14 protein-coding genes, 1 tRNA gene and 1 pseudogene are annotated in these 14,563 nt (G+C 41.6%); 10 read left to right on the top strand and 6 right to left on the bottom strand.

Translation table 11 applies throughout. The features are described from left to right. Positions 1-607 precede the first annotated feature (607 nt). Together MTBBW1_RS21480 and MTBBW1_RS21485 are read right to left on the bottom strand one after the other, a co-directional pair. Positions 608-683 (bottom strand) — tRNA-Phe (locus MTBBW1_RS21480). A gap of 54 nt (positions 684-737) precedes the next feature. Then, positions 738-1,496, bottom strand: a complete 759-nt coding sequence (locus tag MTBBW1_RS21485) for an RsmE family RNA methyltransferase (protein WP_080807014.1) — start codon at positions 1,494-1,496, stop codon at positions 738-740. 134 nt (positions 1,497-1,630) lie between these two features. On the opposite strand from MTBBW1_RS21485, the gene MTBBW1_RS21490 reads away from it, so the two are divergent. Both MTBBW1_RS21490 and MTBBW1_RS21495 read left to right on the top strand, forming a co-directional pair. Next, positions 1,631-2,311 (top strand): hypothetical protein, encoded by a 681-nt coding sequence (locus MTBBW1_RS21490; RefSeq protein ID WP_080807016.1) that lies wholly within the window; start codon positions 1,631-1,633, stop codon positions 2,309-2,311. Between the two features lie 370 nt (positions 2,312-2,681). Continuing rightward, complete coding sequence (locus MTBBW1_RS21495; protein ID WP_080807018.1) at positions 2,682-5,561, top strand: valine--tRNA ligase; 2,880 nt, start codon at positions 2,682-2,684, stop codon at positions 5,559-5,561. Positions 5,562-5,679: 118 nt separating this feature from the next. On the opposite strand, the gene MTBBW1_RS21500 is transcribed toward MTBBW1_RS21495, so the two are convergent. Continuing rightward, positions 5,680-6,738, bottom strand: coding sequence for a GGDEF domain-containing response regulator (locus MTBBW1_RS21500; RefSeq protein WP_080807019.1), 1,059 nt, complete (start codon positions 6,736-6,738; stop codon positions 5,680-5,682). 265 nt (positions 6,739-7,003) lie between these two features. Here MTBBW1_RS21500 and lepA point away from each other — a divergent pair, with 265 nt between their 5' ends. Then, positions 7,004-8,788 (top strand): translation elongation factor 4, encoded by a 1,785-nt coding sequence (gene lepA, locus MTBBW1_RS21510; RefSeq protein ID WP_080807024.1) that lies wholly within the window; start codon positions 7,004-7,006, stop codon positions 8,786-8,788. A 211-nt stretch (positions 8,789-8,999) separates the two neighbouring features. Here the strand turns inward: lepA and MTBBW1_RS21515 are convergent, their stop codons facing one another. After that, positions 9,000-9,281: a polysaccharide lyase family protein gene (locus MTBBW1_RS21515; protein WP_080807026.1), complete on the bottom strand. Its 282-nt coding sequence runs from the start codon at positions 9,279-9,281 to the stop codon at positions 9,000-9,002. Positions 9,282-9,737: 456 nt separating this feature from the next. Between MTBBW1_RS21515 and MTBBW1_RS21525 the strand changes: the two genes are divergently transcribed. Together MTBBW1_RS21525 and MTBBW1_RS29770 are read left to right on the top strand one after the other, a co-directional pair. Next, positions 9,738-9,995 carry a DUF6364 family protein gene (locus MTBBW1_RS21525; protein WP_080807031.1) on the top strand — a complete coding sequence of 86 codons (258 nt, stop codon included), beginning with the start codon at positions 9,738-9,740 and terminating at the stop codon, positions 9,993-9,995. Positions 9,996-10,060: 65 nt separating this feature from the next. Then, positions 10,061-10,129, top strand: a pseudogene (locus tag MTBBW1_RS29770) (hypothetical protein); the annotation flags it as partial. Between the two features lie 12 nt (positions 10,130-10,141). On the opposite strand, the gene MTBBW1_RS29775 reads toward MTBBW1_RS29770, so the two are convergent. Continuing rightward, positions 10,142-10,285 carry a hypothetical protein gene (locus tag MTBBW1_RS29775; protein WP_245809509.1) on the bottom strand — a complete coding sequence of 48 codons (144 nt, stop codon included), beginning with the start codon at positions 10,283-10,285 and terminating at the stop codon, positions 10,142-10,144. A gap of 54 nt (positions 10,286-10,339) precedes the next feature. Between MTBBW1_RS29775 and MTBBW1_RS21535 the strand changes: the two genes are divergently transcribed. After that, positions 10,340-11,380 (top strand): hypothetical protein, encoded by a 1,041-nt coding sequence (locus MTBBW1_RS21535; protein WP_080807036.1) that lies wholly within the window; start codon positions 10,340-10,342, stop codon positions 11,378-11,380. Positions 11,381-11,609: 229 nt separating this feature from the next. On the opposite strand, the gene MTBBW1_RS21540 is transcribed toward MTBBW1_RS21535, so the two are convergent. Next, on the bottom strand, positions 11,610-12,191 hold the full coding sequence (locus MTBBW1_RS21540) for a Uma2 family endonuclease (protein ID WP_080807038.1): 582 nt from the start codon (positions 12,189-12,191) through the stop codon (positions 11,610-11,612). 84 nt (positions 12,192-12,275) lie between these two features. On the opposite strand from MTBBW1_RS21540, the gene MTBBW1_RS21545 reads away from it, so the two are divergent. The 4 genes from MTBBW1_RS21545 to MTBBW1_RS28645 form a co-directional block, all read left to right on the top strand. Beyond that, positions 12,276-12,776 carry an RpnC/YadD family protein gene (locus tag MTBBW1_RS21545; RefSeq protein WP_139786853.1) on the top strand — a complete coding sequence of 167 codons (501 nt, stop codon included), beginning with the start codon at positions 12,276-12,278 and terminating at the stop codon, positions 12,774-12,776. Between the two features lie 70 nt (positions 12,777-12,846). Next, positions 12,847-13,035 carry an Rpn family recombination-promoting nuclease/putative transposase gene (locus MTBBW1_RS21550; RefSeq protein WP_245809514.1) on the top strand — a complete coding sequence of 63 codons (189 nt, stop codon included), beginning with the start codon at positions 12,847-12,849 and terminating at the stop codon, positions 13,033-13,035. Between the two features lie 234 nt (positions 13,036-13,269). After that, positions 13,270-13,857 carry a SurA N-terminal domain-containing protein gene (locus MTBBW1_RS21555; RefSeq protein WP_139786854.1) on the top strand — a complete coding sequence of 196 codons (588 nt, stop codon included), beginning with the start codon at positions 13,270-13,272 and terminating at the stop codon, positions 13,855-13,857. 368 nt (positions 13,858-14,225) lie between these two features. Then, on the top strand, positions 14,226-14,563 hold a 338-nt coding region (locus tag MTBBW1_RS28645), incomplete at its 3' end, for a hypothetical protein (protein ID WP_186441621.1).

Genomic DNA, 14,563 nt, shown 5'->3' on the forward strand with positions numbered 1-14,563 from the left:
CGGAAAAAGCAATAAGATGTCGATTTTGAGTATATTAGTTCTATCAACCTTAACCTGGAGCAATTGAATGAGAGCGATCACGATAATCGAGTGGAACTTTTTCATAGAAAATCAGGGTGAAAATTTAATTGTTTTAATTACAGAAGGATAGACACACTCGACGGCAGGCGTTTAATCATCAATAATGGGTGGGGGATACGCCATCATCCGTCCTGATAAATGGAGTGTACATCAATGGCTACAAAACAATCAAATCGCAGTAATCCAGTAAATCGGCTGACTCCATTAAGGAATTGGTTGCTTTAGTAGGCGCAACTGAGTGGTTCTGGAGAAGTCAAATATGGGACGGCCAATTGGCATATGTACAGGTTGGAAAAAAGATGTTCATCGATTATCAGGATTTGGATGCTTTCATTCAGAATAACAAGTTTAGCAATTAAAATTAGGGCAACAGAAGATGACCAATATAATTGATGCCAAAATCATTCATATACGTAATTTTGTTGAAAAAATCACAAAATATCTTGAAGGCATTTGTTCATAATATCTTTGGGCACCACCAATAAAAAAAGGGTCTAACCAAATTGGCTAAACCCTTAAATTTTACTGGTGCCCAGGAACAGAATTGAACTGCTGACACGGGGATTTTCAGTCCCCTGCTCTACCAACTGAGCTACCTGGGCTTGCTCAAAAACATCGCCTTTATATGTGAATTTATTTCAGGTGTCAAGCAGTTTTTATTCTTTTTTGCCAAGGTCTCCAAAAATATTTTGAACCAGGGCACAGGCTGTAACAGTTGCTGTTTCAGCTCTTAATATTCTGGGTCCCATTGAGAGAGATATAAAACCGTTTTCAGTTGCAGTTTTGGCCTCATCCTCTGAAAAACCTCCTTCAGGGCCTGTCATTATCAATATTTTAAGAGATCTTGTTTCTGATGACTCTTCCTTTTTCCTTAAAAGGTCAAGAGGGGACTCTGACCTTTCCCAAAAGAGTATTTTTTTGTCATACTGTCTGGATATGGTCATTATGTCATCAAAGGAAGAGGGCGGATTTATTTTGGGCAGCACACTTCTGCCGCATTGCTTCATTGCCTCCTGTGCGATTTTTTGCCATCTTTCTACCCTGGCACCATCCTTTTTCGGAGCTGGCACCGGAACGGATCTTTTTGCAAAAAAAGGCATCCACTCCATTATGCCAAGTTCCGTGAGTTGACGCAGAAGAGTATCCATCTTTTTATCCTTGAGCACACCCTGGGCAATGGCTATGTATGCCATTGATTCAGCCTTAAGATGGGAGGTTTTCAAAATGGTGAGATCAGTTTGGCCTGCTGATGTGGATTCAACCCTTGCCAAATAATGGCAACCGTTGCCGTCTGCAAGCTCAACCATATCTCCACTTCCAAGTCTCATTACACTGGCAAGATGTCTTGAATCCTGGCCTGTTATAATGGCATGGGTACCTTTGATGTTATTTTTGTCAATGTAAAATCTGTGCATAAAATCAAGATTAGCATATTTCCGTCAAAAGTCAAAGCTCTTGACACGCTGTAAACCCTTTGATATTTTCGATTTGACATTTGGGATAAGAATGATGCAGGCAGAATCGGGCATTTCACTGTACAGGGGGCTTTATGACTGATTTGACAGACAAGGGCAAAGGTGACTTGGAATCTGTTGATTTTGAAGACGATCTCATTGATTTTGACGAAGATCTTGATGACGTTGGAAAAAACGACATTGAGTTTGATGAAAATGCCATTGATTTTGAAGAGGGTTCAATTGACTTTGACGACGACTTAATGAATCTTGAAGAAGATGCCGATGCCGATGATTCTGGAAGTGATGTAATTGATTTTGTTGACGATCTTGTTTCATCTGATGAAGAAGATGTTGACAATGTTGAGCTTGACTTTGAAAACGGCGCTGTTGACTCCGATGATGAGTTGATCGAATTGACAGATATTGTCAAGGCTGATTCCGGAGTATCCGCAGAGAGCGCTTCAGATAACCCGCAACTCCCAGTCAGACTCTCAAAAAAGGTTGATGAGACTTCTGTCTCAGGTGATGATGTTGATGATGAGCCGATTGATCTTGTGGATGTGGTTGAACCTGGCAGACTTTCTGCATCTGGTGAAAAAAATGATCTGACTTTTTCGGAAAGTCACCTTGAGGAGATGATTGAAAGGATGATTGAAGAGAAATATGGTAAAAAGCTTGACTCTCTTTTTACAAGGGTTATGGAAAAGGTCTTGACCCGTAAGCTGGAACAGTTGAGACAAAGCATATTAAAGGATCTTGAAGAAGATGTATAACTTCTGGTTCTGGGGGGTTTTTGTGTAATCCTTAGTTGTAGTAAATGTTTCTTCCATTGTAGTTATATTTATTGGAAAGTCTCCATGACATGCTGATATGTAACGATTTTTATGTTTCGTTGTGATGCCCTTGCGATCATGAGGGTTTATATGTTTTCAGATAGAGTAATTGTAATAATTAAAGTATAGCGTCTTAAACAAATCATTGACAGATTAATATTCTGTTTTAACTCAGGGGATGATGGTCATCCCCTTTTTAATTAATCGGGAATATCTGTAGTTCTTTTCTGCTTTTTTTTGATATGGCCTGACTGTGGTGGCTATATTGGGTGGAAATACCGTTGATTCCCAATGTTTTAGGAGTTAGTCTATGAGTTCTGAGTCTCTTGAAAAAGGATATGAACCATCCGGGATTGAAGAGAAATGGTACCGTTACTGGCTGGAAAAAGGTTTTTTTGCAGCACAGGATAAAAGTGATCAAAAAGCTTTTTCCATAGTGATTCCACCACCAAATGTAACAGGTGTGCTTCACATGGGACACGCGCTGAACATTACCATACAGGATATCATGTGCCGTTACAGACGTCTTTGCGGTGATAATGTTCTGTGGATGCCAGGAACCGATCATGCCGGCATTGCAACCCAGAATGTTGTTGAGAAAAATCTTGCAAATCAGGGGATTACAAGGGATCAGCTTGGAAGGGAAAAATTTGTAGAGGCTGTCTGGAAATGGCGTGAGGAGTCAGGCGGAGCCATTATAAATCAATTAAAGCGCCTCGGTGCATCCTGTGACTGGGACAGGGAACGTTTTACAATGGACCAGGGGCTATCCGATGCCGTAAGAAAGGTTTTTGTCAGACTCTATCGTGATGGTCTCATTTATCAGGGACAGTATATCATCAACTGGTGTCCAAGGTGTCGTACTGCCCTTGCCGACCTTGAAGTTGATCATGAAGAACATGACAGTTTTCTTTATTACATAAGGTATCCTTTTGAGGGCAGTTCAGGCGGGAAAGAAGGACTTGTGGTTGCAACAACCCGCCCTGAAACAATGTTTGGAGATACTGCTGTTGCCATCAATCCTGATGATGAACGCTATAAATCTCTCACTGAAACCAAGGTTCGCCTTCCTCTGACTGACCGGATAATACCTGTTATTAAGGATGGCTATGTTGATACAGCTTTTGGCACAGGTGCATTGAAAGTGACTCCCGCCCATGATCCCAATGATTTTAATCTTGGCGAAACCCATGGACTTGAGCGAATCAAGGTTATTGATGATGACGGTATCATGACCGAACAGGCAGGTGAGAAGTTTAAAGGTCTGGATCGTTTCGAGTGTCGTAAAAAGGCTGTAAAGGAGCTGGAAGATCTGGGACTTATAGTAAAGACTGAACCCCTTAAAAATAGTGTAGGACACTGTTATAGATGTAAAACTGTGGTTGAGCCATCTCTTTCAAAGCAATGGTTTGTGAAGGCCGGCCCCCTTGCAAAGGTTGCTGCTGATGCTGTAAGGGATGGAAAAACAAGGATTATTCCTGCAAACTGGGCAAAGACCTACTTCGACTGGCTGGACAATATTCAGGACTGGTGCATATCCCGTCAGATTTGGTGGGGGCATAGAATTCCTGTATGGAAATGTTTAGAATGTGACCAAATAATGGTGGAAGAGGTTGACCCTGATAAATGCTCTCTTTGTGGCTCAAGTGATATTGTTCAGGAAAGTGATGTGCTTGATACCTGGTTCAGCAGTGCTTTGTGGCCTTTTTCAACCATGGGATGGCCAGAAGATACAGAGCTACTTAAAACATTTTACCCCACAAATGTTCTTGTGACAGGGTTTGATATTCTCTTTTTCTGGGTTGCCCGAATGATGATGATGGGAACCCGATTTATGGGTGAGATACCATTTAAGGATGTCTATATTCATGCACTTGTACGGGATGAACATGGCAAGAAGATGAGCAAGTCAAAAGGCAATGTTATTGATCCTCTGAAAGTTATTGATGAATATGGAGCAGATGCATTTCGTTTTACCCTTGCTGTCTTTGCAGCACAGGGAAGGGATGTCAGAATGTCCCAGGAGCGTGTTGAAGGGTATCGCCACTTTGTTAATAAGCTCTGGAATGCAGCGCGTTTTGCAATGATTCATTTTAAAGATGACAAAGAAAATGGTGATGGGCATGAAAATGCTTCTTCTCTACCTGCAAATGAAATGAATCTGAAATGTCAGGATCAGGATGCAACCCCAGGTGGTCAGATTTATAAGAGTGATGGTTGTGGAGGTGAAGCAGATAAAATTGCTGTTTCACAAGAGCCGGATGGAGGGATAAATAAAACTGATTCTGGAAATTGCTGTTGCAGTGCTGACTGTATTGCCTCAATGGAGAGCTCATGCTCCATTACAGAAAAGTGGATTTTGTCGAGAAGCTGTGCAACTGCGGCCGCGGTAAGGGCAGGAATTGAAAACTACCGTTTTAACGAGGCAGCCGGAGCCATATATCAGTTTATCTGGCATGAGTTTTGTGACTGGTATCTTGAAGCTGCAAAGCCTGCTCTTTATGAAAAAGAGGGCAGGGCAAGGCGTATTGCTGTGAAAACTGTTCTTGGCAAGGTACTCAAAGATATTCTTCTTATGCTCCATCCTTTTATGCCTTTTGTAACAGAAGAGATTTGGAATGCCTTGCCCATGGTTACAGGTTCAATCATGGAAGCCAGGTATCCTGATTGCAACATAACAGGGCAGCGTTTCAGAAATACTGATATTGAACAGCAGATGAGTTTTGTATTTGATCTTGTCTCTTCTGTTCGCAATATTCGTGGAGAGATGAATATTCAGCCTGCCATGCAGCTAAATGTGACTTTTTGCACCGAGGATGGTGAGGAGCAGCGCTTGATCCGCGAGAATAGTGGTTTGGTCAAAAATCTTGCAAGGTTAGAATCTCTCTACCTTTCAGAGACAGACAGTGTACCACCATCATGTGCAACTGCTGTTGTAAAGGCAACCACAATCTATGTCTCACTTAAAGGTGTGATTGATTTTGAAAAAGAGGAGCAGAGACTGGAAAAAGAGATCGGAAAAGTTACAAAAGAACTTATATCTGTTTCCAAACGTTTGAGTAATGAAAGTTTTCTGGACAAGGCTCCGGATGATGTGGTGGAAAAGGTTAAAGAGCAGCAACAGATGCTACAGGAAAAAAGTGATACTTTAAAATCCAACCTTGAACGTATCAAAAAAATGAAAGCATAATACACGATTTTTAGGTGGTGTCCCAAATATGTTGATGAGCTCTTCACAAACCTTGATTCAGCAGGGCTTTCACAAAAAGATATCAACACTTTTATGACACTACCAAAAAATCTTTAAATCACTCTTGAGGCAGTGCCGGCAGGGTTGTGAGCCGGTTTCTGCCTCTATCCTTTGATTTATACATGGCCATATCAGCTCTTTTGATAAAGGTTGTTATGGTGTCACTTTTAGTAAACTGGGTAACTCCTATGCTGATTGTTGAGGATACGGTTATCTTTGCATGATCATTTTGGGAGGTCTTTTCTGCATTTTCATTAACATTGGTGGCGTTGTTTAAAAGTTCCTCTGACTCGGAGTTGATCTTTGACTTATTATGCATGTTGGCTGGTAAGCCTGATGCTGGTATCTGTGCATGGAGAGTTTGTGCAGGGTGAAATCTTTCCTGTTCAAAGGTTGCTCTCAACCTTTCACCTACAATGGCTGCCTGTCTCAGGTCAGTTTCCGGCAAAATTACAGTGAACTCCTCTCCACCATAACGATATGCTGTATCAAGACTTCTCATGCATGATTTGGTTACCTTTGCAAGACTTACTATTACTTTGTCTCCCTCAATATGACCATATGTATCATTGAATTGTTTGAAGCAGTCAATATCAAAAAGCATAAGTGACAGAGGGGCGTGGTACCTCATATGTCTTTCAATTTCAGTGTTGAGTTGATCGTAAAAATGTCGCTGGTTATAAAGACCTGTCAGACCGTCTGTGACAGCAAGTTCTTCTAGCTTTTTTATCATTTCAGCATTACGTCGTTTGAGGTTCATCTCCTTGATTACGCGTTTTATTCTCAGGTGCAGCTCTTCAAAACGAAATGGTTTAAAGATAAAATCGCTGGCGCCGGCATTTACAGCCTCTTCATATGAATGCTCTGCAATGTATCCTGTCATGACAATAACTTCTACAGGGTATCTATCTTTTATAAGCCTTGTTAGCTCAAGACCGTTCATGCCCTGCATAGAGATATCGGTAAGCACAATGTCCGGTTGAAATACCTTCAGGATTGCAAGGGCGTCTTCGGCACTTGATGTGGATACTGTTGAGTAGCCTGAATATTCAAGAAATTCTTCAGCCGTATTTCTGATGGCATCGTCGTCATCAACAATTAGAATCGAAGTGTCCATTCACATCCCTGATTTTTTTTAAAATTACACCCGGAGCTTATTTTACCGGATGTTAAAAAATTCTGCCCGCAAGTTGTCAAGCTTGACTCTTTGCAGGCTACCTGATAAATACATAAACCTTTACCGTGGAAATGGATACAAATTTCCATCTATGGGGGGCTGAATGATAGTCACGCCCGTTTAATGATAAGTTAAAAATTTTATAGATATAAAGATCAACTGTCAACTCTTTGTTTGAGGTGAATTTGGCTGTCAAGAAAAAAATATAAGAAATTTCAGTATTATTGCCCATATTGATCATGGGAAATCAACACTTTCAGATAGGTTGATTCAGCTCACCGGCATTGTTTCGGAACGGGATTTTAAGGATCAGATTCTGGACTCCATGGATATTGAGCGGGAGCGGGGCATTACAATTAAAAGTCAGACTGTATCTCTTCCTTATACAGCAGAGGATGGCAGGGAGTATCTCCTCAATCTTATTGATACACCTGGTCATGTGGATTTTTCCTATGAAGTTTCCCGCGCTCTGGCATCCTGCGAAGGAGCCTTTATCCTGGTTGATGCAAGTCAGGGGGTTGAAGCCCAGACACTTGCAAATCTCTATATGGCAATGGGACATGACCTTGCAATTATTCCGGTTATTAACAAAATAGATTTGCCGTCTGCTGAGATAGATCTGGTAAAAGACCAGATTGATGAAGATCTCGGCCTTGACAGTGAAACTGCTCTTCTTGTTTCAGCTAAAACAGGTCAGGGTGTTGAAAAGGTGTTTGAATCTGCTGTAAAGCTCATTCCACCACCTACAGGTGATGCAGAAGCACCTTTTCAGGGGTTGATATTTGACTCCCACTATGACTCTTATAGGGGAACCATTGTTCATATACGGGTTTTTCAGGGAACCGTCCAAAAAGGTGACAGGATACTTTTTCTGTCAAACAATGCCACATACAAGGTGGAGGAGGTTGGGCTTTTCCAGATTGTCAGAAAGCCCATGGAGGAGCTTCAGGCAGGGCAGGTGGGTTACCTTATTGCAGGCATCAAGATGATAAGCGATGTCAAGTGCGGTGATACGGTTACACTGGCATCAAGGCCATGTGAGCTTCCCATGCCAGGATTCAGAGAGCCTAATCCTGTTGTCTTTTCATCCATGTATCCTGTGGCTTCCGATGACTATGAGGAGCTTTCCGAAGCCCTTGAAAAACTTAAACTTAACGATGCTTCTCTGATTTTTGAAAAAGATGCCTCGGCTGCTCTTGGCTTTGGTTATCGCTGCGGTTTTTTAGGATTGCTTCATCTTGAAGTGGTACAGGAGCGCCTTGAACGTGAGTATGATATCTCCCTGATTCTCACATCACCTTCTGTTCAGTATGAAATTACAGGAAAGGATGGAGAAGTCAAAATCATTGACAATCCTTCCCATTACCCTGATCCTGCTGAAATTGAAAAGACGCGGGAACCCTTTATCAAGGCATCCATTATTATTCCTGACAAGTATATGGGCGCTGTGATGCAGGTTTGCCTTGAACACAGAGGTGTCAGCACCAATTACCAATATCTTACAAGCAACAGAATTGAGATGAAATTTGAGCTTCCCCTGGCTGAGGTGGTGTATGAATTTTATGACCGCCTCAAGAGTGTGACCCAGGGGTATGGATCATTTGACTATGAAATAGCAGGCTATCAGGACACTGACCTTGTTAAACTGGATTTTCTTGTTAATGGGGAGCGTGTGGATGCTCTGTCCCAGCTTGTCCACAGGGAAAAAGCTGTGGAGCGGGCACGTCATGCCTGCAAGCAGCTCAGGGAGGAGATTCCAAGGCAGATGTTTAAGATTGCAATCCAGGGGGCAATCGGAGGAAAGATCATCTCAAGGGAGACTGTCTCTGCCTACAGAAAGGATGTTACAGCCAAGTGTTATGGCGGAGATATATCACGAAAGCGAAAACTTCTTGAAAAGCAGAAAAAAGGGAAGAAGCGTATGAAGATGGTGGGAAATGTGGAGATCCCGCAATCTGCGTTTTTGTCAGTCCTTAAATCAGGAAAATAGCTGATTATTAGGATTCACCATAGCAAGAAGCTTGCCGGTGACACGGCAAGCTAATGTACAAGGTATGGGCATCCTTCATATGACTCAAAAGGTATTTTACACTTTTTTGTAAGAGATTCCCGCTATTCAGAGTTTTCTCTCCGGAAAGTGTAAAATTGGAAATGAATCATGCAAGGTATGCAGTTTAAACTTGGAGAAAAGCATTAGGCGGTTAACCCTTATCCAATCGCAAACCAGAAATGGGAGTTATGTTTTCTCCATTTGTACTATCAATACATTCAGGGCATATTTTTTCTACACTTATCTCATCACCGATATATAACTCTATGTCATCAAAATATATACTTAATTGATTAATCTCAGAATCATACCATTTGTTATACAATCCTGTTTTAAATTGAAGAAAATCATCTTCTTCAGGTTCATACGAATCTGGTAGGGTTTTTACATTATCAGCGGAAGCTAATAATTCACCATTTTTCCAAAGTCCCAAATACCCTGTGCTTGATTGTGAATGGCGACGTATATTCCAGTCCAGGAATAATCATAAAAAGATGTCCTGAACATTCCATACTCGCTCCAATAATCAATGGCGTATCCACCGGTACTACCATATTCAAAATCGACACCTATGATCTTGTAAGCCTTGTCAACACTGTCTGAATCAGGATTCCCAAGATTAACAAGATAAGGCAGGATGCTATATCCTGAGCATCCTTTTCATCCTGCTTATCCTGATTCAGACAAATGCAATAGCTGCTTAAAATGCAGTAAGGTGTCGATTTTGAGGATCCATTCATGGAGAGGGGCTTTTCGATAAAATGAGCACTCATAGCAGGATCAATGTTCAAAAACATGAGGTTTTATTAAATGGTCAGATCCGGTCTAATTGACATCTGTTCCCGTTATGTGTACCATAGGAACAAACAGAGCGAAAGGAGAAATGGATATGCCGAAAACACGCCTTAATGTCAGCCTTGATCAGGATCTTGCCGAGTTCGCCAAAGTCTTTGCTGCTGAAAATCGTACATCGGTTGCCGATATGGTCACGCAATGCCTGCTGACCCTGAAACGCCGTGTCGAGGGGGAGTATGTGGAACAGATATTTGCCCACCCCGCCTTTGAGCAGGCCATGGAAGAAGCCCAGACCAAACTACGCACCGGGTCAGCACAATGGCATTCATATGATGAGGTCTTCGAAGACTGAAGGAAACAAGATTTGAAGCTGCATTCCTGAAAGCCGTTAAAAAACACGCATCCATAAAAAAACAGATCCGGAAAAAAGTGGATATGATCATTGAAAATCCTATGACCATGGGTGAACCGTTAAAAGGGAACTGGCAGGGGTTTTATTCATGCCCGGTGAAACGCAATTTCATCATCATTTACCTGTATTGTGAGGCATGCCGGAAAAAAGGCGACGATGCCGTGGTGAGCTGCGCGGATTGCAGTAACACGCCGGACAGGAACCTCAAGTTCATCTTGGTTGGCCCCCATGACGTCGCCTATGGAATTTAGCAGTCAGATACGAAGGATATAAACGTGTGAAACATGTCGACAAGAGGCTGGTATGAATATTATACGATCAACCCCGCATCAAAACAAATAACACTCTCTTTGCAGTTTTACAAATGGGGTGATGCAACCCCGGGTAATGCACTTTGCGAATGGGAATTCTTTGCTAAGAAAATAAATGAAACAGAAGGGCGTCTTCCCATTTATTATGTTGACGATATGCTGCGTCAACAGCTTGTCGATCTGTATGCGAGCCTTCCGGAAAATTTCTCCGTAGCGATATTTCTATTTATGCTTCAAAGAGCCCGTGAGGAATCGAGGCCTTTGTCACAATGGAGATGGAAACGCCTTGACATGCCGCTAGAACAACGACCTGATTATCGGTTGGGATATGCCATTGGCAACGCCGATTTTAAAAAGAGGTTTTCAGAAAACAGTATTTTACAAAAATACTTCATTTTTAGCGATGAAGAAGTACAGTTTAAACAGATGTCTTCGGAAGATGTCAGTTTATTATCGAAACAATTGGAAGGTGATGATGCTGTCATATTCAATGACGATGAAGTGGACTCCGATTTTCAAAAGGTAAAGGAATATGCCCTTATTGGAGAGTATATTCGGCCATGGAAGAATTACGGGCTGATGTATTCCGTTTTGGATTGGATTCAATACCTGACTCAAGTTACCCTTGAAGTAGACATGGGGTCAATCTGCGGGGATCAAAGACGTCCCAGGGACTGTTATTATATATATCGATTTTTTACGTGGCTCTCTTCTGAAGAGCCTTTTAAAATCGAGAAAATAACGATGGAGTTTTGTGATGGACAGGGTGAGGACCTTTTCTTGTCACCCCGAAAGGGTGATGCGTTGGAATTTGAAGAGGAAAAAGAGTACCGTCAGGAAATCGATCAGTTATTGGATGACGTCAAAACATCGAATATTGAGCTTTTTTCATTAAATCGTGCATTGGAACAATTTCAATTAACCCCGGATAATTTTTGGGGAACAGACTGTTATGAGTACCCTTCTCTCATTGGCGCTTCGCAAGTAGCTGATGGAACAGATCATAGCTCATGAGGTTGGATTGCAAGCACTGAAGGAGTAAGATATCTGTTCGGTACTAGGGAAGACGTCTCAACGGAATCGATGAAAGAAATTTTGGAGCTGGCCTTGACTCAAAAAGAGGGAGGATATGTCATGACTTTGGCTCATTATCATAGAACCGGAACATGAAGATGCATTCAATGCGCTGCCAGCATCGGGCGTACATCGTTTCAAGATCAATTATGCCTGGACTTGTCGATTCTTACTCAAATTCAACCCGATAATAGATATCCGAAAGCAGCAGTTCACACCCAATAGACGCTATTGTCATAGATTGTCCCATCTCACCGTATAAGGAATAGATCCACTTCCCTTCAGCTTCCCGCACATATTTTTCAATTCGACAATCATGCTGGGAGACAAGAATGTATTCCTGTAGAGATGGGATAAGTTGATAGTGCTGGAACTTTGTCCCTCGATCATACGCTTCCGTGGATTTTGAAAGTATCTCTATGATAACAATGGGATTCAGTAAAGTGTCGAGTCCTTTTTTCTTTTCCAGGTTGACATCTCCGCAGACCATCGCAATATCGGGATAGGTGTACTTTTCAAGCGCTTCGATTTTGACACGCATGTCACTTGAAAGGGCCTCACATGGGGAACCCTCTAACTGAATCCCTATTTTTTGGATCATATTTCGATTGATGCGGTTATGATTCAAACTGGCACCTACCATAGCAAAAACCTCACCATCAAAATATTCATATTTGACTTCTGAAGTTCTTTCAAGTTCAAGATACTCTTCCGGAGTCACTCGGGTTGCTTCTTGAGGCAGAGCGTTCATAGGTGTTCTCCATATGGTTTTGGTTAATAATTATCATCAAATATTAAGTGATTATAAAGTTAAGTACAAGAAGAAAAACAACCGGTGGGAAACGATGTCTCCAAGATTCGCGAGGAATATCAGAAGATTCTGGCCATGGAGAGAATGCCGTCACGCCCGGAGTTGTGGGAACAGCTACCGGAAATACTGTCGTTGTTGAGACAACTCATGGATAGCGAAACGGGATTGCAGTGCCTGGAGGCTGTGTTGAGGTATCTGTTCGGTACGAGGGAGGATGTCTCAACGGAATCGATGAAAGAAATTGTCGAGCTGGCCTTAACTCAAAAAGAGGGAGGATATGTCATGACTTTAGCGGAAAAACTTAGGAAAGAAGGGGAAATCAGAGGGGAAATCAAAGGGGAAGTCAAAGGACAGAAAAAAGGAATTAAGGCAATTGTTGCCATAATTCGCAATGCTGAAAAACAAGGGCTTCCTGTAGAAGTTATTGCTGCAATCGCCCAGGTCGATGTGGATTCAGTGAAAAAAATTCTAAACAACGAGCAGATCGACATTCCATTGCATTTGTTGGATGATATTGCAAAATGAAAAAAGCATTGATTACAGGAATAACCGGCAAGGACGGTGCTTGCCTTGCAGAGTTTTGTACTTTTCAGATATGCTCTACAAAGTAAAGCTCTCCGGTACTCAGGGTTATCTGTACATTCTGTTTGAGCATAAAAGCTATGATGACCAATATCTTTATCTCCAGTTGCTGGAGTATATGGTGAAGATCTGGCGACTCTTCTTGAAGCAGCAGCCGGAAAAGAAAAGAAATCTCCACCGCCCATTGTGCTGCCGTTGTTGATGATAAAATAATAGCTATTAAAACAGGTCTTAGTGTGGAAGAAGTTGCTGTATTGAGGGACAAATAAGCTGGTAAACTACTTCTTGACTCTGATGTTTTTGTGCATATATAAAGGTATGCTGTTGATTTAACAGAGAATATTAACGTATTTAAATGATGATTTGGAGTTTTTCCTCCAGAAAAGGTGACATTAGAGATGATGAAAATCAGATGGAAAATCGGAGTTTTTTACTTATGTTATTGGGAACTGTCGGAGGGTGTGACACCAACAGGGAACCGGCTTCTGCTGTTAAATCCGGTGATGTGGTTGCAACCATTAATGAGTATGATATCACTTTGCCGGAATTTAATGCACTTATGAAATTTGAGTCTGAGGTGGATCCCGAGTTTCAGATAACCATGGGAAGCCGGAAGAAATTTCTGGATTATCTGATACAGAAAGAGCTTTATATTCAGGAGGCATCAAAGCTTAAGCTGGATCAGAAAGATGCCTTTATTCGTACCATTGAAAAGTATTGGGAAAGTACCCTGATTCGCCACCTGCTGGATTTGAAAAACCGTGAATTCAGGGAAAATGTGCTGGTTACACAGGATGAGATAGAGGCATTTTACAGTGAAAACAGGGAGCATTTCAATGATGAGCCTCTTGAAGCTGTGGAAGATCGGATCAGAAAATCCATAAGCGGGAAAAGGATTGCAGCGATGAACCAGGAGTGGACAGATAAATTAAGGGATACTGCCAAAATCAAGATCAATGAAGCGTTTATTCAGGAGAATGGTTCTGACATGGGTTCTGAAGAGGCAGCAAAAGCCGCTGAGTAACTAAAAATGGATACCTATGATCCTCAAAGTTGACAACTATGATTTTGTAAGACTTGTCAACATTGTCTAAATCACGGATTGCCACAGATTACGCTGATTACACAGATTTTTTCAATCTGTGTAATCTTTTAATCCGTTTAATCCGTGATTCAGACAAATGAAATAACTTTTGAAAAAGCGGCATGTTTCATTTCCCGCTTTACACTTTCCTGGATACTATTCCCATTTATCAGGATTCTCCATAAAAAGTGTAAACTACTTTTGGGATGATATGAAAGATGCCGAAAAAGCAATAAAATGTGGATTTTTAGTGCGTAAACACACCAGCATAGGTTAAATAACTACATAATGGAGGGAATCACAAAGACATGAGCCAGGCACAACAGGGAACACAGAAGTTTGTCCGCAGAAAAATCTTTATCAATAAATCATTTCAGACAAATTTTATAATGAAGTTTGTGCTGATACTTGTACTGGGGGGTGGTATCTCCATTGGGCTGACCCTTATGACCTGCCAGGGTACCCTTACCACAAGTTTCATGAATTCAAGACTTGTTATAGAGAATACATCACATGCCATTATGTGGTCTGTTATTTTAACCAATTTGGTTACCACTGCAATTGTGGGCATGATTGTGGTGATTGTGACCCTTGTTGTATCCCACAAGATTGCCGGTCCCATGTTTCGTTTTGACAAGGATATACA

Origin of the sequence: Desulfamplus magnetovallimortis (assembly GCF_900170035.1) — a bacterium.
GTDB lineage: Bacteria > Desulfobacterota > Desulfobacteria > Desulfobacterales > Desulfobacteraceae > Desulfamplus > Desulfamplus magnetovallimortis.